Raw genomic sequence first — 17,445 nt, 5'->3', positions numbered from 1 at the left:
GGGCCGGGGACACCTGTTTGGCGGTCGGCACCCTTGACTCCTCTGGGGTTTCCCCCGGTCGGCTTGGGGGCCCCCCCCCACCCGGTGGACCCCCCCACCCACGCCGGGCGGACCGGTCAGCGCCGGCTGCTGCGGGAGGTGACCGTGAACTGGGCGCCGTCCGGGTCGCGCAGGATCGCTTCCTGCTCGTCCTCGCTCAGCACGCTGCCGCCGTGCTTCTCGGCGGTGCGCGCGCAGGCCGTCACGTCGTCCACCGCGAAGTGGATCTGCCAGTGCGGCCGAACGGACGGGTCCGGGGCCGCCTCGACCGCGCCCGAGTCGATGCGCGCCACCACGTCGCCCCTGCTGCGCAGCACCACCTCGCCGCCCTCGTACTGGACCTCGCAGCAGCCTGGTTTGCCGGTCGCCCAGCCGAGGATCTCGCCGTAGAAGATCGCCGAGTCGAAGGCGTTGCGGGTGTGCAGCCGTATGAAGGTCGGGGCCGCCCGGCGCCAGGCCTCCCAGTTGCCGACCAGTTCGCCCTGCCAGATGCCGAAGGTGGCCCCGTCCCGGTCGGCGAGCAGCGCCGCCCGTCCCGGCGGGAACGACAGCGGCCCGACCGCCGTCGTACCGCCGCGCTCCCGGGCCCGGGATACGGCCACGTCGGCGTCCGGCACCGCGAAGTAGGGGGTCCAGGCCACCGCCATCTGCCACATCGAGGCGACCGCGGCGATCCCGGCCACCGGCACCCCGTTCGCCAGGGCGATGCGGAAGTGCTCGCCGAGCTTGGCGCCACGCCACCGCCAGCCCAGCAGGGCCGAGTAGAACTCCTGGGTCGCCTCCAGATCTCGGCTGGTCAGGCTCACCCAGCACGGGGCGCCGAAGACGGAGTGCGTCGAGACGGGCTCGCGCGTCCTCGTCCCACCACCGGCAGGCTTGTCATCGTTCATGGCTGTCGCGTCCTGAGTCTCGGGGCCCGGCGGCCACCGCTCACGCACCAGTGTCCAACCGGAAGGGCCTGACGTGCTCGTCGAGTACCCCGGAGCCGATCGTCCAGGCGGGTGACGCGAAGGAGGCATGACGAGGCGGAGCTGATCGTGATCCGGGGCCGCCGGCTGCGGGCCCACTCGGGTGCCGGGAGCGGCGGGGGACTGGGACTCAGCCCGCCTCCGCGAGCAGTTCCTCGCGCAGCCGGTCGAAGCAGCCGCTCAGCAGCCGGGAGACATGCATCTGCGAGATGCCCAGTTGCTCGGCGATCCGGCTCTGCGTCATCCCGTCGAAGAACCGCAGGTAGAGGATGGTGCGCTCGCGCTCGGGCAGCGCCGCCAGACACGGTGCGACCGCGGCCCGGTCGATGACCAGATCGAAGCCGGGGTCCGGGGAGCCCAGGGAGTCCCCGAGCACGTAACCCTCCGTGCCGGCCACCTCGGCGTCCAGGGACAGCGCGGAGAAGCACTCCAGCGCCTCCATGCCGGTGCGCACCTCGTCCTCGCTCAGCCGCGTGTGCGCGGCGATCTCGGCGACCGTGGGCGCCCGGCCGGGTGTGGTCTGGGCCAGCTCCTTGAGGGCGCCGCGCACCCGGTTGCGCAGATCCTGCACCCGGCGCGGCACGTGCAGGGTCCACATGTGGTCGCGGAAATGGCGCTTGATCTCGCCGGTGATGGTGGGCACTGCGTACGCCTCGAAGGCCCGGCCGCGGGCCGGGTCGTAGTGGTCCACGGCCTTGACGAGGCCGAGCGCGGCCACCTGGTAGAGGTCCTCGAGGGATTCCCCGCGGCCGCGGAACCGTACGGCGATCCGCTCGGCCATGGGAAGCCAGAGCCGGACCAGCTCGTCCCGGAGCGTCCGCCGTTCGGCGCCTTCGGGCAGGCTCGCGAGCCGTTCGAAGGACCTGCCGGTGTCGGGGGCGTCGTCGTGGGGATGAGGCTTTGTGCTGCCAGTGACAGGCATCGTGTGCACCTCTCTCGGCAGGTGCTGATCGACAGAACACCGTGGGAGGGGGCGCTCGGAGGCCGGAAGGAACACCGGGGCGCCCTGCCCGAGCCGGCTCCCACGGACGTGCCTGCTGTCCGAAGCACTCGATACGTATTCTCTTCGGGGATCATATCAAAACAAAACGGTCCATTCAGGTCATGTCCTGGTCCGTCCTTGACCGCCCCTTGGCCCATTTACCTCTGCAACAGAGGTAATCTTCCCAAGGTGGATGCGGAACTCTCCGAAGAGCTGGCCGACACGCTCGTACGGATCCAGCGGCTGATCCGGCGCCGGCTGCGCGACGGCCTGACCGGCCCCCGCCTGCGGGGCGCCGAGGTGGAGTTGCTGCGGCTGGTCGAGGCCCGGCCCGGCATCGGTGTCTCGGACGCCGCGAGGGCCCTGCATCTGGCGGGCAACTCCGTGTCCACCCTGGTCAACCATCTCGTACGCGACGGCCAGCTGATCCGCGAGACCGACCCGGTCGACCGGCGGGCCGCCCGCCTGCTGCTCACCGACGCCGCCCTGCGGCGGCTGCGGGACTGGCGGCACCGCCGGGCCGAGCTGGTCGAACGGCACGTGGCCCGGCTCGGCGAGGCCGACCGCGAGGCCCTGCGTGCGGCGCTCCCGGCGCTGCGCGCGCTCGCCGCCACCCTGCACGAGGAGGCCGAGGAGACATGACGACCGACACCCCCGCCGCGCCCGCCGAGGCGGTCACCTGCACCGGTCTCGGCTACGCCTTCGGCGACAACCGGGCCGTCGACGGACTGGACCTGACCGTCCACCCGGGCGAGGTGTTCGGGCTGCTCGGCCCCAACGGCGCCGGTAAGACCACCGCCATCCGCTGCGTCACCACGCTGCTGCCGGTCCCGGCCGGTACGGTCCGGGTGTTCGGGCGTGACGCCGCCCGCGAGCGCATGGCGGTACGCCGCCTGCTCGGCTACGTCCCGCAGCAGCTCTCCGCGGACAGCGGGCTCACCGGACGGGAGAACGTCGCCCTGTTCGCCCGGGTCTTCGACGTGCCGCGCCGCGAGCGCGCCGAACGCGTCGGCCGGGCGCTGGCAGCCGTCGGCCTCGCCGACGCCGCCGACCGGCTCGCCGGCACCTACTCCGGCGGCATGGTCCGCCGTCTCGAACTGGCCCAGGCCCTGGTCAGCGCACCCCGGCTGCTGATCCTGGACGAGCCCACCATCGGCCTGGACCCGATCGCCCGTACCGATGTCTGGGAGCACATCAACGCCGTTCGCGCCGCCACCGGTATGACCGTCCTGGTCACCACCCACTACATGGACGAGGCCGACCAGTACTGCGACCGGGTCGGCTTGATGCACCGCGGCCGCGTCCGCGCCCTGGGCACCCCGGCCGAGCTGCGCCGGGGCCTCGCCGAACGCGAGGGCACGGACACCCTGCCCACGCTGGAGGACGTCTTCCGGGACGTCGCCGGCAGTGGCCTCGGCGACCACTCCGGAGGAGGATTCCGCGATGTCCGAAGCACCCGCCGTACCGCGCGCCGCGTCGGCTGACGGCACGGACCCGCTGCTGACCCCGCCCCGGCCGCGCCCGGGCCGGCTGCTGCTGCCCGCCCGGGTCGGCGCGATGTGCGCCGTGGAGCTGCAGAAGCTGCGGCACGATCGCACCGAGCTGTACACCCGCGCGGTCCAGCCGGCGCTGTGGCTGCTGATCTTCGGCCAGACCTTCACCCGGATCCGGGCGATCCCGACCGGCGGCATCCCCTACATCGACTACCTGGCGCCGGGCATCATCGCCCAGTCGGCGATGTTCATCGCAATCTTCTACGGCATCCAGATCATCTGGGAGCGGGACGCGGGCATCCTCAACAAGCTGCTCGTCACCCCGACCCCGCGGTCGGCGCTGATCACCGGCAAGGCGTTCGCGGCCGGGGTGAAGTCGCTCGTCCAGGCCGTCGTCGTCATAGTCATCGCGGCCGTCCTCGGTGTCGCGCTCACCTGGAACCCGCTGAAGCTGCTCGGCGTGGCCGGCACCGTGGTCCTCGCCTCCGTCTTCTTCTCCTGCCTCTCGATGACCATCGCGGGCGTCGTCCTCAGCCGCGACCGGCTGATGGGCATCGGGCAGGCGATCACCATGCCGCTGTTCTTCGGCTCCAACGCCCTGTACCCGGTCTCCCTGATGCCGGGCTGGCTCCAGGCCGTCAGCAAGGTCAACCCGCTCAGCTACCAGGTCGACGCGCTGCGCGGTCTGCTGCTCGGCACGCCCGACCACCTCGCCGCCGACTTCGGCGTCCTCGCCGTGGCCGCCGCGCTCGGCGTCACCGCGGCCTCCTCACTGCTCGGCCGGCTGGCCCGCTGACCCGGCCGGGGACCAGCCGGTGCCCCGGCCCGCCGGTCAGCCGCGGACGTGATGTGCGGCACGCACCGGACCCCCGCCGGGAGTCCGCCGGAGGGATTTCTCCTGGGCAGCGCTTGATCACCGATCAAAGCGGGCGAACCCGCTGGCCACAGCGCATTCTGCTCATTTGACAGTGCGCTCGGCGCACAGATAGACAGCAGCTCTCGAAAGGTGGAGAGGGGCATTGTGTACGAGCCGAACGTGGTCGGGGACTGGCAGGAGTACGACGAGCATGCCGGTCTGCGGATCCGCGTCCACCGCCTGGAAGCGGCCGAGCCGCCGCGCGGACGCGACGACGCCGCCGCGGGTCTGACGTACTTCAGTGTCCGGGTGACGATCGAGAACCGCGGCTCGCGGCACTACGGCATCCATCTCGAGGACGGCCAGCTCGACGTCCGGGTCGGCCCGGACGGGGAGGGCGCCTTCATCGACTGGCGCAACTCCCAGTTCATCGAGGGCTTCGACGTCTACCCGCTGCGCCGGGCCACCGCCGTGCTCTATGCGGCCGCTCCCGAGGCCTCCCTGACACACGTGGACGTCCAGGTGCAGCTCCGGGTGGACGAGGAGTGGACCGACCGCCGGATGTGGGCGGGCGGCGTCGGTGTGCTGGAGGCCACCGCGCCCGCCGCCCCGGCGGCCGGCGCGCAGTGCAGCCTGGCCCACCAGGTGAGCGCCTTCCTCAAGGAGCAGACGGAGCCGGGCGGCGCCTGAGCCGGGTCAGTGCGGGATGCCGTCGATGATCTCCCGCGCCCCCTGCCGCAGCAGCGACACCGCGACCGAGGTGCCGAGCGTGGCCGCGTCCAGCCGGCCCGCCCACTCGTGGGCGTTCAGCCGGGTCTTGCCGTCCGGGGTGAACACACAGGCCCGCAAGGAGAGTTCGCCGCCGCGGTCCACGCGCGCGTAGCCGGCGATCGGGCTGTTGCAGTGGCCCTGCAGCACATGCAGGAACATCCGCTCGGCAATGGCCTCCCGGTGCGTGTCCGGATGGCCGAGACCGCTGACCGCGTCGATCAGCTCGGCGTCGCCCTCCCGGCACTGCAGGGCGAGGATGCCCGCGCCGATCGGCGGCATCATCGTCTCCGTTGACAGCACCTCGCTGATCACGTCCTCGCGGCCGATCCGCTCCAGACCGGACACCGCGAGCAGCAGCGCGTCCGCCTCGCCGTCGGCCAGCTTGGCCAGCCGCCGGTTGGCGTTGCCGCGGAACGGCACGCACTCCAGGTGCGGGTGCGAGGCGGCGAGCTGGGCCACCCGGCGCACCGCGGAGGTGCCGATCCGGGTGCCCGCCGGCAGCTCGTCCAGGGTGAGTCCGCCCGGGTGGACCAGCGCGTCCCGCACGTCGTCCCGCTTCAGGAACGCGGCGAACACCGTGCCGGCGGGCAGCGGCCGGTCCGCGGGCACGTCCTTGACGCAGTGCACCGCGAGGTCCGCCTCCCCGGCCAGCAGGGCCGCGTCCACCTCCTTGGTGAACGCGCCCTTGCCCTCGACCTGGGACAGATCGCCGAGCCACTTGTCCCCGGTGGTCTTCACGGGGACGACCTCGGTGCGCACCCCCGGATGCAGTGCGCCGAGCTCGGCGCGCACGCGCTCCACCTGGGCGAGGGCCATCGGCGAGTCGCGGGAGACGATACGGATCAACTCGGGCACGGACATGGTGGACACCATAGACCCTCACGGGCGCCCGCTCTCACGCTCCCCCTCGACTGTCGCAAGTCGGTGGCGGGGGCGGGTGAGGCGTCAGGCGTTCGGGTCGAAGGGAATGCCCGAGGGCTTCGCCGAGGCCAGGTGGGAGGCGAAACTCGCGTCCTTCAGGCCGAAGTTGGCGCTGCCGAAGTCATAGGCGCTCAGTTTGTCGCGCAGCCCCGCCGGATAGCCGTTCCAGCCGACCAGCGGCGGGTACTGCCAGGTGTGCTCGTGGTTCTCCGGCGGCTCGTCATTGGCGTTGGCCAGCCGGAAGCAGTGCGTGCCGATGCCGTCCTTGTGGTAGACGACCTTCGGGTGGCCGCCGTCGAAGCGGACCTCGGAGACCGGGTGCACGGTGAACGAGCCGTGGTTGGAGGTCGACACGTACCGCACCTGCCCGTCCTGCACCCACACCACCACGTGCTCCCAGTCGTGCCGGTGGCCGCCGATGCTGCTGCCGGCCAGCGCCTGGTCCTTCTCGAAGTACAGGCCGTAGAGGTAGCCGCACCAGCCGTTGTTGCACTTGTAGCGCGAGTAGCTGTTGGTGTTGTCCAGGTCGGAGGCGTCGTGGCAGTTGCCGTTCAGCGCGCCCGTCGGGTTCAGACCGCCGTTGACCGTGCCGTCCGGCCCGATGGCGGGCGTCGGGTAGCAGCCGTCGGTGTCGTAGTCGAAGGCCGGCTGGTACGCCAGCTCGGCGGACTCGGCGTTGCGGGGCAGCGCGCCGGGCGGCGCGGCGAAGGCGGCGGAGGGAAAGGCCACGACGAGAGCGGCGGCACCGGCCAGCGCGGCGAGCCAGCTACGGGGACGGATACGCGGCGAGGGCATGGGGGACCTCCAACTGCGATGGAAGGCAAGGCAGTTCAGCATCCCGGCCGCGCGCCCCGCTGCCAAGGGGTCACAGGCGTCACAGAAGTGAAGGGCCGTGGAACAGCCGCGCCTAACCGAAGTCCTCCGGCAGGTCCGCCGCCGAATCCTCGGCGGCCAGGTCGGGCCGCAGCCGCTGCCACGAGGGCTGGCGCAGCATCCCGGCCCGGGTGCGGGTGCTGTAGCTGACCTCGCCGACCAGCCGGGGCAGCACCCAGTGGGCACCCGTGACGCGCGGTACGGGGTCGAAGGGGCACCGGCTGCTCGCCGCGGCCCGCAGCAGCCGGGCCAGTTCCGTCCGTTCCGCCTCGCTCCAGCCGGTGCCCACCCCGCCGACGTAGCGCAGCCGGCCACCGGCGCGCTGGCCGACCAATACGGCGCCGGGCAGCCCGGTCAGCCTCCCCTTGCCGGGCAGCCAGCCGCCGACGATCACGTCCTCGCTGCGCATGTTCCGGATCTTGATCCAGGAGCGGGAGCGCACTCCTGGCTCGTACACCGAGTCGAGCCGCTTGCACACCAGGCCCTCGAGGCCGTGCTCCCGGGTCGCCCGCAGGGCCTGGGCGCCGTGTCCGGTCACCGCGGCCGGCGTCGACCAGTGCGGTCCGGTCAGGCCCAGCTCCGTCAGCCGCGCCCGCCGCCGCGTGTAGGGGAGCCGGAGCAGGGGCCGTTCCAGGTACGGGACGTCGAACAGCACCAGGTGGACCGGCACCTGGGCGGCGCGACGGGCCGCCCGGGCGGGCGAGTGCGCGAGACCCATCCGGCTCTGCAGCAACTGGAAGTCGGAGCGGCCCAGTTCGTCCAGGGCCAGCACCTCGCCGTCCAGGACGGCGGGGGTCGCGCCCAGGGCGGTGCCGAGCGGCCGGAGTTCGGGGTAGGCGCCGGTGATGTCCTCACCGGAGCGGGCGCGCAGCAGGACACTGCCGTCGCCGGGCAGATAGACCATCACCCGCTGGCCGTCCTGCTTGGTCTCGTACGCCCACCGCTCGTCCTGGGCGGCGGGGGGCAGCGGGCCGGGGGTGGCGAGCATGGGCGCGACGAGCGGCAGGGTCAGGGCGTTCACGGCTGAAGGTGTCGACCGCTCCCGCCGCCCTCACGCGCCTTTCGGCCCCGGTTCCCCTGAACGGGTCCCGGGGCCGGTCCGGCCGTCCTCAGCCCACCCGGCTCGGCCGACGGCTCACCAGCGGTCGCCGGGGCCGCCACCGGGTCCGCCGGGCGGTGGCGGGGCAGGAAGGAGGCGAGCAGGAAGGCGAGGACGGCGGAGCCCGCGCCGAGCGCCAGGACGACCTTGAAGCCGTTCTCGGACGGCAGCGCGTGGCCGCCCAGGCTGGTCGTCATGTGGGCGAGGACCACGCCGGCGCCCGCGCTGGCCACCGAGGTGCCGATGGACCGCATCAGGGTGTTGAGGCTGTTGGCGGCGGCCGTCTCCGACGGCGGCACGGCGCCCATGATCAGCGCGGGCATGGCGCCGTAGGCGAACCCGACACCGGCGCCGATGACGCAGGACACCAGGACCAGGTGCCAGACCCGCGTGTCACTGCGAGCCTGTGGCCACCAGGGTCGCGGTGACGGGTGCGAGCTCGGTGATCAGTTCGTCGAGTTCGGCGGAGGAGAGGGCGTCATAGGGCGGGGTGGCGAGTTCGTCGGTGAGGGTTTCGATGCGTTGTTTGGTCGCGCGGCCGGCGTCGGTGAAGTGGCCCGCGGTGTCGATGAGTCCGCGGTCGCGCATGCCGTCCATGACCGCGGCCAGGCGCTCTTTCGGCAGGTGGTGGATGCGCCCGAACGACTCTGGGGGGTGGATGCCCTGTTCCAGAGCGGAGAGCACGTGGGCCTCCGTGCCCCCGATGCGCGCGCCGACGAGAGCGGCGATGTGACCGTCGCCGCGGTGCTCGCGCAGCATGGTCGCGGAATGCCACAGCCGGGCGACGGGGTCGCTGGGAACCTCGAGGGTGCGCATGCCGGCGTACATCACCCGGCCTTCGGTGGGGGCGTTCGTCGCCGCCTTGGTGGTGAGGTCTGCGGCGCGCACCAGGCCCGGGGAGTCGGCCAGCTCGTCGCCGAGGATGCGCCTCAGGGAGGCCGCGCTGCCCCGCTCCCGCGCGGCGACGGAGGCCTCGGGCGGGATCGTCTCCCAGGCGCGCGGGATGTGCCGTGCGGCTTCCCCGTCGGCGAAGTTGTAGAAGGCTGCGTGCACGACCTGGGCCGACACCCGTCCCAGTGGTGCGGCGCGGCTGGCGAAGTAGCCGTCCCAGTAGGTGCGGTGGCCGAGTGCGGCCAATTCCTCGTTGCACTCGTCGGCGAAGAAGGTGACCAGGCAGATCGGCTCCAGGAGCTCGAACATGCGACGGGCGATGTGAGTCCTCGGATGCACGCGCGTCTTGCCCATCGGGTTCTCCCTTTGTCAGATGTGCCGACTTGGACCGTCCGGCACACCGAAACTCATCGGCGACACTTTCTGGGCACTTTCGCGAGCCGAGCCGTCGGAGGCGGCTTGTACCCTGCACTCATTCACGATCGGACGATCACGGGTACGGGCATGCGGGCACGGGGCGGGTGTCCAGGGGCGGGAGCGCGGGGATTTCAATGAGTGACGCACATCCGATACGAAGCCGGGGACCGGGCCTCTCGGTCGGTGCGCGCATCATCGCCGGGGTGGTCCTCGCCGTGATCGGGGCCGTGGGCGCCTGGCTCCAGCACGACGCTTCCGGCCGGAGTGCGGAGCCGCGTACGGAGTTCACCGCGAACAACCCGCCCGCCGGTCTGCCCACCGCGCTCACCACCGGCCAGCACCTCCACTGGTCCCGCTGCACCTCGCCGTCCACCGCGCGCACGGGCTACGACTGCGCAGTCATGAAGGCCCCCCTCGACTACCGGAAACCGGACGGCAGGACGATCGACGTGGCCTTGATCCGCCGCAAGGCCACCGGCCCGAACGCCCGGCGCATCGGCTCGCTCGTCCTCAACTTCGGCGGCCCTGGGGTGTCCGGCGTGAGCGGACTGCCCGAACGTCTCAACCAGTACGGCCCGCTCCTCGACCGCTACGACCTGGTCTCCTTCGACCCGCGCGGCGTTGGCGCGACCATCCCTGTGCGCTGCGGGAAGACCGCGGACGACACCGGCTACGCCGGGGCCGACGCCTGCGCCGAGCACTCCGGGGCGCTCCTTCGGTACATCGGCACCTCGCACACCGCGCGCGACCTGGACCTGATGCGCTACCTGCTCGGCGACCAGCGGCTGCACTACTTCGGCGTCTCGTACGGAACGGCGCTCGGCGCGGTCTACGCCCACCTGTACCCGTCGCACGTCGGACGGCTCGTCCTCGAAGCGTCCGTCGATCCGACCGAGGACCTCGACGAGCAGCAGGTGTCGCAGGTCAAGGCGGTCCAGGGGGCGTTCGACCGGTTCGCCGCGCACTGCGCGGCCCGTATCCGCCACTGCCCGACCGGCGACGGGCCCGAGGAGGCCGCGCGACGCATCGCGCGCCTGGCCGACCGCCTCAAGAAGCAGCCCGCCCCGGCCGGCGGCGGGAGGAAACTCGACGCAGACGACCTCGCGTACGCCATCGCCGACCATCTCGACCGCGGCACGGACGGCTGGGCGCCGCTCGCCAGGGCCCTCACCACGCTGATCGACCACAACGACGGCCGCCCGCTGAGCAAGGGCGCGGACGACATCGGCTCCGCCGACCGCGCGGCGGCCCCGCGCGACAACAGCCGCGTCGCCCTGACCGCGATCACCTGCGCGGACTCCAGCCTGCGCCCCGGCTTCGAACGCCTCGACCGGGACAAGGCCCGCGTCAAAGCCGCCTCACCCGTCTTCGGCGCGGCATGGTCCACCGGCGTCTACCTCTGCTACGACTGGCCGTTCGACGGCGAGCGCGCCACGCTCCAGGTGAACGCCGACGGCGCGGCCCCCGTCCTGGTGGTCGGCGGCACCGGCGACCCGACCACCCCCTACCCGGGCGCCCGCCACATGGCCCGCGCCCTGGGCGACGGTGTCGGCGTCCTCCTGACGGCCGAGGAGGAGGGCCACGGCACATACCCGCAGAACCGATGCGTCACCGAGACCGTCGACCACTACCTCCGCACGGGCCGCACCCCGGCCCTGGGGACGGTGTGCCGGGGCAGCATGTCCTGAGGCCCGTCCGGATCCGCCGGGCGGCCGTCAGCACACCGGTTCGCTCGCAGGGGCCGCGGGCGTGCACCACCACACCGCCCGAGCGGGACGGCGTCGAGCAGAGGCAGGAGCCGGGTGACGTCGTTGCGCCCCGTAGGCTTCCCTGGCTGGACCTCGCCGCCCCGGTCGAGGGCCTGGGGCGGTGCGCGGGACTGGCCGCCCCAGGGCGGTGCGCAGTCCCGGGGCGGTGGTGAGCATGGCGCGCAGGACGGCCCGGGCGGAGCAGGTGAACGCGACCCGGGAGGCGATCCTGGCCGCGGCGGAACGGCTGTTCGCCGAGCACGGCGTCTACGCCGTCTCCAACCGCCAGGTCAGCGAGGCCGCGGGGCAGGGCAACAACGCGGCGGTCGGCTACCACTTCGGCACCAAGGCCGACCTGGTCCGCGCGGTCGCCCGCCGGCACGCCGAACGCATCGAGTCGCTGCAGGAGCGGGCCCTGTCCGCGGCCGCCGGCTCCACCGACGTGCGCGACTGGGTCGACTGCCTGGTGCGCCCGGTGACCGAGCACCTGGCCGAACTGGGCAGCCCCACCTGGTACGCCCGGTTCTGCGCCCAGGTGATGACCGACCCGGCGCTGCACGAAATCATGGTCGAGGAGTCCCTGACCTCGCCCGCGCTGCGCCAGGCCGTGGACGGGCTGAACCGCACCCTGCCCGAGCTGCCGGCCTAGGTCCGCGCCGAACGCGGCCAGATGGTCCGCATCCTGCTCCTGCACACCTGCGCCGAACAGGAACGCGCCGTCGCCGAGGGTGCCCCGACCCCCCCCGCGCCACCTGGAGCGAGGTCGCCACCGGCCTCGCCGACGCCATCGTCGGCCTCTGGCTCGCCCCGGTCACACGGGTCCGCTGAGCCGCACCCGCGCCCGGGTGCGGCTCAGCGCGTTCCCCCCGCCCGCCCGAAGCGGCCCTGGCCGCGACTACTGTCGAGTAATATCCGGCGGCAGGTCACCAGAGGAGGAACCGTGCCCCGGTCCGAACGCTCACCCCTGCTGCTCGCCGGCCTGCTGGCCGCCGCGGGGGTCGCCCATTTCGCCGCACCCCGCCAGTTCGACCACCTCGTTCCGCGAGCACTGCCGGGTTCGCCCCGCGCCTGGACGTACGGCAGCGGAGCCGTGGAGCTGGCCCTGGCGGCCGGTGTCGCCGCGCGCCGGACGCGCCCGGCGGCCGCCAGGGCGGCCGCCGCCTTCTTCGTCGGGGTGTTCCCCGCCAACGTGAAGATGGCCGTCGACTGGCGCCACCGGCCCGCGCCCCAGCGCAACGCCGCCCTGGCCCGGCTGCCGCTCCAGGTGCCCCTGGTGCTGTGGGCCCGCGGCGTGGCCCGGAACGGGGAGGGACGGTCATGACCGGACGCGCGGAAGTGGGCGACAAGGTCGAGGACTTCGCGCTGCCGGACGAGACCGGCACGGTCCGCAGCCTCACCGAGCTGCTGGCCGACGGCCCGGTCGTGCTGTTCTTCTACCCCGCCGCCCTGACGCCCGGCTGCACCGCCGAGGCCTGCCACTTCCGCGACCTCGCCGCGGAGTTCGCCGCCGTCGGCGCCCGCCCGGTCGGGATCAGCGGCGACAGCGTCGAACGGCAGCAGGAGTTCGCCGGACGGCACACCCTAGGCATGCCGCTGCTGTCGGACGCCGACGGTGCGGTGCGGGACCGGTTCGGGGTCAGGCGGGGCTTCACCCTCGCCCCGACCAAGCGGGTCACCTTCGTGATCGGCCAGGACCGCACGGTCCTGGAGGTGGTGCGCAGCGAACTGCGGATGAACACCCACGCCGACCGTGCCCTGGCCGTGCTGCGCGCCCCCCGGGACTGATCCGGCCCGCTGCCGCGCTTGATGGACCGGAGCATTCGGATCATCCTGGGGCATATGGAGCGAGTCGCGGCCGCTGTGGTCATCGACGCCCAGGGCAGGGTGACCGGGTGGAGCCAGGGCGCGCGGCTGCTCACGGGCCGTGCGGCGGACGAGGTCGTCGGCCGGCCGGCGGCCGAGCTCCTCGACGGGGAACCGCCCGGCGGCGTCCTGGCCGCCGGGACCGGCGTCCTCACCCTGCGCCACCGCGAGGGACATCCGGTCGAGGTGGCGGTGAGTGTCTGCCCGGTGCTCGGCGCCGACGGCGCACCGGCCGGACACGTGATCACCGCCGACCCGACCGGCCCGGTGCTGGTCGGCGAGGCCTTCCAGCAGGCCTCCATGGCCATGTCGGTCCTCGACCTCGAACAGCGCTACCTGTACGTCAACGGCGTCGCCTGCCGGCTGATGGGGGTGCCCGAGGAGGCGCTGGTCGGCCGCTTCTACGCGGACACCGTGGAGGAGGGCGAGCACAGCCGGGGTTTCGTGCGCCATCTGCGCGAGGTGGCCGAGACCGGCCGGCCCGTACGCTACGAGAGCTTCACCGACGCCCCCGCGCTGCACCGGGCACACGCCTGGAGCATCGAGATGTGGCCCCTGTGCGACGGCTCCGGGGAGCCCGCCGCGGTGGCCCTGGCCGCCTTCGACAGCAGCGAGCAGTACTGGGCCCGGCGCCGCCTCGCCCTGCTGAACGAGGCCGCCACCCGCATCGGCACCACCCTGGACGTGGCGCGCACGGCCGAGGAGCTGATCGAACTCCTGGTCCCGCAGTACGCCGACTTCGCCACCGTCGACCTGCTGGACTGGGTCCTAGGCGCGGACGAGCCGCCGGCGGCCCCCGGGAGCGGCACCGAGCTGCGGCGTGTCGCCCACCGCTCCGTCGTGGCGGGTAACCGGGGCGCGGCGCTGAAGCCGGGGGAGTCGGAGGAGTACCGGCCGTCGACCCCGCCGGCCGTCGCCCTCCACGAGGGCCGTGCGGTGCTGGCCCAGGCCGGCGAACCGGCGTTCGACGTGTGGCTCGCGGACCGCAACGCGCGCTCCCCGGAGGGCCGGCCCTACCGCGAGGGCGTCCACTCGATGATCGCGGTGCCGCTGCGCGCCCGGGGCATCACCCTCGGTGCCGCGGTGTGCGTGCGCAAGTACCACTCGGACGCCTACGGCCCCGACGACGCCGTCTTCGCCGAGGAACTCGCCAGCCGTGCCGCGGTCTGCGTCGACAACGCCCGCCGGTTCGCCCGCGAGCGCGACACCGCGCACGCCCTGCAGCACAGCCTGCTGCCGAGCGGTCTGCCGGGGCAGGCCGCGGTCGAGGTGGCCCACCGGTATCTGCCGTGCGGCTCGCTGGCCGGCATCGGCGGCGACTGGTTCGACGTGATCCCGCTCTCCGGCAGCCGGGTCGGGCTGGTCGTGGGGGACGTCGTCGGCCACGGCATCCAGTCCTCCGCGACCATGGGCCGGCTGCGCACGGCGGTGCGGACCCTGGCCGACGTCGACCTGCCCCCGGACGAGCTCCTCACCCACCTGGACGACCTGGTCGTCCACCTGGCCTCCGGCGGCACCGGCGAGGACGTCGCCGAACTGGGCGCCACCTGCCTCTACGCCGTCTACGACCCCGTCTCCCGCCGGCTCAGCCTGGCCGCGGCCGGCCACCCGGCCCCTGCCGTCGTACTGCCGGGCGGCACCGCGGAGTTCGTCCCGATGAGTGCCGGGCCGCCCCTCGGCGTCGGCGGGCTGCCCTTCGAGGCGACGGAAGTCGAACTGCCCGAGGGCTCGGTCGTCGCCCTCTACACCGACGGCCTGGTCGAGGACCGCGAGCGGGACGTCGACCGCGCCACCGAGGAACTGCGCCGCGCCCTCGGCACACCCGCCACCTCCCTCGACGCCCTCAGCGACGACGTCCTCAAGGCCGTCATGCCCGATCAGCCCACCGACGACATCGCCCTGCTGCTGGTCCGCACCCGCGCCCTGGGCGCCGACCGGGTGGCCACCTGGGACGTGCCGCCCGACCCGGCCGCGGTGGCCACCTTCCGGCAGGCGGCCACCGAGCGGCTGACCGCCTGGGGCCTGGAGGAGATCGCGTTCGTCACCGAACTCGTCGTCAGCGAGCTGGTCACCAACGCCATCCGCTACGGCGAACCACCCGTCCAGCTCCGCCTGATCCGCGACGGCGCGCTCATCTGCGAGGTGTCCGACGCCAGTTCCACCTCACCGCACCTGCGCCGGGCGCACGCCTACGACGAGGGCGGCCGCGGACTGCTGCTGGTCGCCCAGCTCACCCAGCGCTGGGGCAGCCGGCAGACGGGCAGCGGCAAGACCATCTGGGCGCAGCAGCCGCTGCCCGGCGCCTGATCACTCGAAGGAGCACCCCGGATTCGGCGCGTCCTTCGAGAACGGGGCGCCGTGCGGGAGCACGTAGAGGACCTCCAGGACGACCGGGGTGCCGCCGAGGTTGCGGCCTATGTGCACACGGTCCGGACCGGACGGCTCCTGGATCGTCGCGCCCGCGCGGTACACGCCGTCGGAGGCGCAGCCGGAGTCGAAGTGGCTGAGGGTGCCCTGCTTCACCACGGCGTACAGCGGACCGTCGTGATAGTGCCAGCCGGTGCCCTGGCCGGGCGGGATGGTGATCTCGCGCAGGGTGTAGTCGGTGCCGCCGACCGTCCTCTGCGCGATGGTCCGGGCCGTGACCCCGGAGCCCGGCGGGGTGGCCCCCGCGGTGCCGCAGGTGAGGAACGCGGTGGCGGTCACCACGCCGATGAGGGCGGTGCGGAGTGCGGTGCGCATGCGGGAGCCTCCAGGGTCGCGAGCGGTTACCGCCGCGAACATAGAGGCACAAGGCGGGTGTTGGGGGCAGAACCAGGTGATCCGGTTACGGCGCCCGATGGTCCGGTTGTGACACCCGGTGTTCCGGTTGCGTCACGGGGTGTTCCGGATGCGGCGCCCGGTGGCCCCCGCACGGCGTCACCGGCCCGCGGCCCTGAGCCGTGTGCGGGGCCGGGCCGGTCACTCCTCGCCGGCGTCGGCGGCGACCTGGGCCAGGGTGCGCCCGGTGCGCACCGAACGGGCCCGGCGCGGGTCCGGGGTGCCGTGCCCCTCCGCCCGCGCGGGTCCCTTGCGCACCAGCAGCCAGGACTCCTCCTCGTCCGGGCCGCCGCGGAACCGGGTCAGGGCCCACTCCCCGTGCAGCTTGGCCCCGTGCAGCCGGAACGTGGCGTGCCCGTGCTCCAGCGACTCGGCGAAGTCCAGCGGACGGCCCCGGCGGTCGTGGCTGAGCGGCTCGTACGTCCCGTGCTCCCACACGATCACCGTGCCCCCGCCGTACTCGCCCCTCGGGATCACGCCCTCGAAGTCCTCGTACTCCAGCGGATGGTCCTCGGTGGGCACGGCCAGTCGTTTGTCCCCGGGGTCCGTCGACGGCCCCTTGGGGACGGACCAGGACTTGAGCACGTCGCCCACCTGGAGCCGGAAGTCGAAGTGCATCCGGCGGGCGTCGTGGATCTGCACCACGAACCGCGGCCGCTCGTCCGCGGCCGCCGCCGCGCCGGACGGCTCGCCGGTCCGTTCGAAGTCGCGCCTGCCGCGGTAGGTCCGCAGCCGGTCCTCCGTCGCCACGTGCGGCTCCCTCCCTCCGTCCGTCCGCCTCACACCCCGGGTACCCAGGCGCGGGCCGGCTCAGCCCGCCACGCCGTCCAGCTCGGCCACCGCGTCCTCGGGCAGGACCAACGCGGCGGCGGCGATGTTCTCACGCAGGTGGTCCGGGGAGGAGGTGCCGGGGATGAGCGCGATGTTCGGCGAGCGGCCGAGCAGCCAGGCGAGGGCCACCTGCTGCGGCGAGGCCCCGAGCCGCGCGGCCACCTTCGACAGCGTGTCGGACTGCAGCGGGGTGAACCCGCCGAGCGGGAAGTACGGCACGAAGGCGATGTTCTCCGCCGCCGTGCGCTCCACCAGGGCGTCGTCCCGCCGGTCGGCCAGGTTGTACAGGTTCTGCACGGTGACCACGGGCGCGATTCCCCGCGCCTCCTCCAGTTGTGCCAGGGACGCGGCGCTCAGTCCGAGATGCCGGATCAGGCCCTGCTGCCGCAGTTCGGCCAGGGCGCCGAACATCTCGGCCACCGGCTCCTCGTTCGGGGCGTCCACGTCACCGAGCCGCAGATTGACCACGTCCAGTGTCTCCAGGCCCAGGTGCCGCAGGTTGTCGTACACCTGCGCCTTCAGGTCCGCCGGATGCCGGGACATGATCCAGCCGCCGTCCGCCCCGCGCCGGGCACCGACCTTGGTCACGATGCGCAGGCCCTCCGGGTACGGGTGCAGCGCCTCCCGGATGAGCTCGTTGACGACGACGGGGCCGTAGAAGTCGGCCGTGTCGATGTGGGTGATGCCCGCCTCCACCGCGGCGCGCAGCACCGCCACGGCCCGGGCCCGGTCCTTCGGCGGGCCGAAGACGTGCGGTCCGGCGAGCTGCATGGCGCCGTAGCCCATGCGGGTCAGGGTCAGACCGTCCGCGGGGGTGACGGTGCCGCCGAGTCGTGCGGTCATGTCGTGCCTCTCGTGCCGTTCGACGAGCCG

At 73.2% G+C, this 17,445-nt stretch carries 17 protein-coding genes and 2 pseudogenes; 9 read left to right on the top strand and 10 right to left on the bottom strand.

Annotation, left to right across the window (positions count from 1 at the left end):
- Positions 1 to 116: 116 nt before the first annotated feature.
- Both ACZ6B1_RS28820 and ACZ6B1_RS28815 read right to left on the bottom strand, forming a co-directional pair.
- Positions 117 to 929: a VOC family protein gene (locus ACZ6B1_RS28820; protein WP_468783088.1), complete on the bottom strand. Its 813-nt coding sequence runs from the start codon at positions 927 to 929 to the stop codon at positions 117 to 119.
- Between the two features lie 208 nt (positions 930 to 1,137).
- Positions 1,138 to 1,929 (bottom strand): RNA polymerase sigma factor SigF, encoded by a 792-nt coding sequence (locus tag ACZ6B1_RS28815; RefSeq protein WP_468783086.1) that lies wholly within the window; start codon positions 1,927 to 1,929, stop codon positions 1,138 to 1,140.
- 249 nt (positions 1,930 to 2,178) lie between these two features.
- Between ACZ6B1_RS28815 and ACZ6B1_RS28810 the strand changes: the two genes are divergently transcribed.
- The 4 genes from ACZ6B1_RS28810 (at position 2,179) to ACZ6B1_RS28795 (ending at position 5,028) form a co-directional block, all read left to right on the top strand.
- On the top strand, positions 2,179 to 2,631 hold the full coding sequence (locus tag ACZ6B1_RS28810) for a MarR family winged helix-turn-helix transcriptional regulator (RefSeq protein WP_468783084.1): 453 nt from the start codon (positions 2,179 to 2,181) through the stop codon (positions 2,629 to 2,631).
- On the top strand, positions 2,628 to 3,473 hold the full coding sequence (locus ACZ6B1_RS28805) for an ABC transporter ATP-binding protein (RefSeq protein ID WP_468783082.1): 846 nt from the start codon (positions 2,628 to 2,630) through the stop codon (positions 3,471 to 3,473). The genes ACZ6B1_RS28810 and ACZ6B1_RS28805 overlap by 4 nt, the downstream gene beginning before the upstream one ends.
- Positions 3,433 to 4,278: an ABC transporter permease gene (locus ACZ6B1_RS28800; RefSeq protein WP_468783080.1), complete on the top strand. Its 846-nt coding sequence runs from the start codon at positions 3,433 to 3,435 to the stop codon at positions 4,276 to 4,278. Before ACZ6B1_RS28805 ends, ACZ6B1_RS28800 begins: the two co-directional genes overlap by 41 nt.
- 225 nt (positions 4,279 to 4,503) lie before the next feature.
- Entirely contained in the window at positions 4,504 to 5,028 is a 525-nt protein-coding gene (locus tag ACZ6B1_RS28795) for a hypothetical protein (protein ID WP_468783078.1), read from the top strand.
- 6 nt (positions 5,029 to 5,034) lie between these two features.
- Here the strand turns inward: ACZ6B1_RS28795 and hemC are convergent, their stop codons facing one another.
- The 5 genes and pseudogenes from hemC to ACZ6B1_RS28770 all read right to left on the bottom strand — a co-directional run bounded on the left by hemC (position 5,035) and on the right by ACZ6B1_RS28770 (position 9,247).
- Positions 5,035 to 5,970 carry a hydroxymethylbilane synthase gene (gene hemC / locus ACZ6B1_RS28790; protein WP_468783076.1) on the bottom strand — a complete coding sequence of 312 codons (936 nt, stop codon included), beginning with the start codon at positions 5,968 to 5,970 and terminating at the stop codon, positions 5,035 to 5,037.
- An 84-nt stretch (positions 5,971 to 6,054) separates the two neighbouring features.
- Positions 6,055 to 6,825, bottom strand: a complete 771-nt coding sequence (locus tag ACZ6B1_RS28785) for an NPP1 family protein (RefSeq protein WP_468783074.1) — start codon at positions 6,823 to 6,825, stop codon at positions 6,055 to 6,057.
- Positions 6,826 to 6,937: 112 nt separating this feature from the next.
- Positions 6,938 to 7,915, bottom strand: a complete 978-nt coding sequence (locus ACZ6B1_RS28780; RefSeq protein WP_468783114.1) for an ATP-dependent DNA ligase — start codon at positions 7,913 to 7,915, stop codon at positions 6,938 to 6,940.
- A 110-nt stretch (positions 7,916 to 8,025) separates the two neighbouring features.
- Positions 8,026 to 8,394, bottom strand: a pseudogene (locus tag ACZ6B1_RS28775) (MFS transporter); the annotation flags it as partial.
- Position 8,395: 1 nt separating this feature from the next.
- Complete coding sequence (locus tag ACZ6B1_RS28770; RefSeq protein ID WP_468783072.1) at positions 8,396 to 9,247, bottom strand: SCO6745 family protein; 852 nt, start codon at positions 9,245 to 9,247, stop codon at positions 8,396 to 8,398.
- Between the two features lie 197 nt (positions 9,248 to 9,444).
- Here ACZ6B1_RS28770 and ACZ6B1_RS28765 point away from each other — a divergent pair, with 197 nt between their 5' ends.
- The 5 genes and pseudogenes from ACZ6B1_RS28765 to ACZ6B1_RS28745 all read left to right on the top strand — a co-directional run bounded on the left by ACZ6B1_RS28765 (position 9,445) and on the right by ACZ6B1_RS28745 (position 15,228).
- Positions 9,445 to 10,998, top strand: coding sequence for an alpha/beta hydrolase (locus ACZ6B1_RS28765; protein ID WP_468783070.1), 1,554 nt, complete (start codon positions 9,445 to 9,447; stop codon positions 10,996 to 10,998).
- Positions 10,999 to 11,233: 235 nt separating this feature from the next.
- A pseudogene (locus ACZ6B1_RS28760) lies at positions 11,234 to 11,886 on the top strand (TetR/AcrR family transcriptional regulator).
- Positions 11,887 to 11,998: 112 nt separating this feature from the next.
- On the top strand, positions 11,999 to 12,379 hold the full coding sequence (locus tag ACZ6B1_RS28755) for a DoxX family protein (RefSeq protein WP_468783068.1): 381 nt from the start codon (positions 11,999 to 12,001) through the stop codon (positions 12,377 to 12,379).
- Entirely contained in the window at positions 12,376 to 12,843 is a 468-nt protein-coding gene (locus tag ACZ6B1_RS28750; RefSeq protein ID WP_468783066.1) for a peroxiredoxin, read from the top strand. Before ACZ6B1_RS28755 ends, ACZ6B1_RS28750 begins: the two co-directional genes overlap by 4 nt.
- A gap of 54 nt (positions 12,844 to 12,897) precedes the next feature.
- A complete protein-coding gene (locus ACZ6B1_RS28745) occupies positions 12,898 to 15,228 on the top strand; it encodes a SpoIIE family protein phosphatase (RefSeq protein ID WP_468783064.1) in 2,331 nt (776 codons plus the stop codon).
- Here ACZ6B1_RS28745 and ACZ6B1_RS28740 read toward each other — a convergent pair whose 3' ends face one another.
- The 3 genes from ACZ6B1_RS28740 to ACZ6B1_RS28730 all read right to left on the bottom strand — a co-directional run bounded on the left by ACZ6B1_RS28740 (position 15,229) and on the right by ACZ6B1_RS28730 (position 17,415).
- Positions 15,229 to 15,663, bottom strand: coding sequence for a cupin domain-containing protein (locus tag ACZ6B1_RS28740; RefSeq protein ID WP_468783063.1), 435 nt, complete (start codon positions 15,661 to 15,663; stop codon positions 15,229 to 15,231).
- Between the two features lie 219 nt (positions 15,664 to 15,882).
- Positions 15,883 to 16,491, bottom strand: coding sequence for a DNA polymerase ligase N-terminal domain-containing protein (locus ACZ6B1_RS28735; RefSeq protein ID WP_468783062.1), 609 nt, complete (start codon positions 16,489 to 16,491; stop codon positions 15,883 to 15,885).
- Positions 16,492 to 16,551: 60 nt separating this feature from the next.
- Positions 16,552 to 17,415, bottom strand: coding sequence for an oxidoreductase (locus ACZ6B1_RS28730; protein WP_468783060.1), 864 nt, complete (start codon positions 17,413 to 17,415; stop codon positions 16,552 to 16,554).
- Positions 17,416 to 17,445: the final 30 nt, after the last annotated feature.

It is taken from the genome of Streptomyces sp. NPDC041129, from assembly GCF_055592265.1.
Note: the sequence above shows the minus strand (reverse complement) of the source record. Positions and strands in the feature narration are given on the sequence as shown.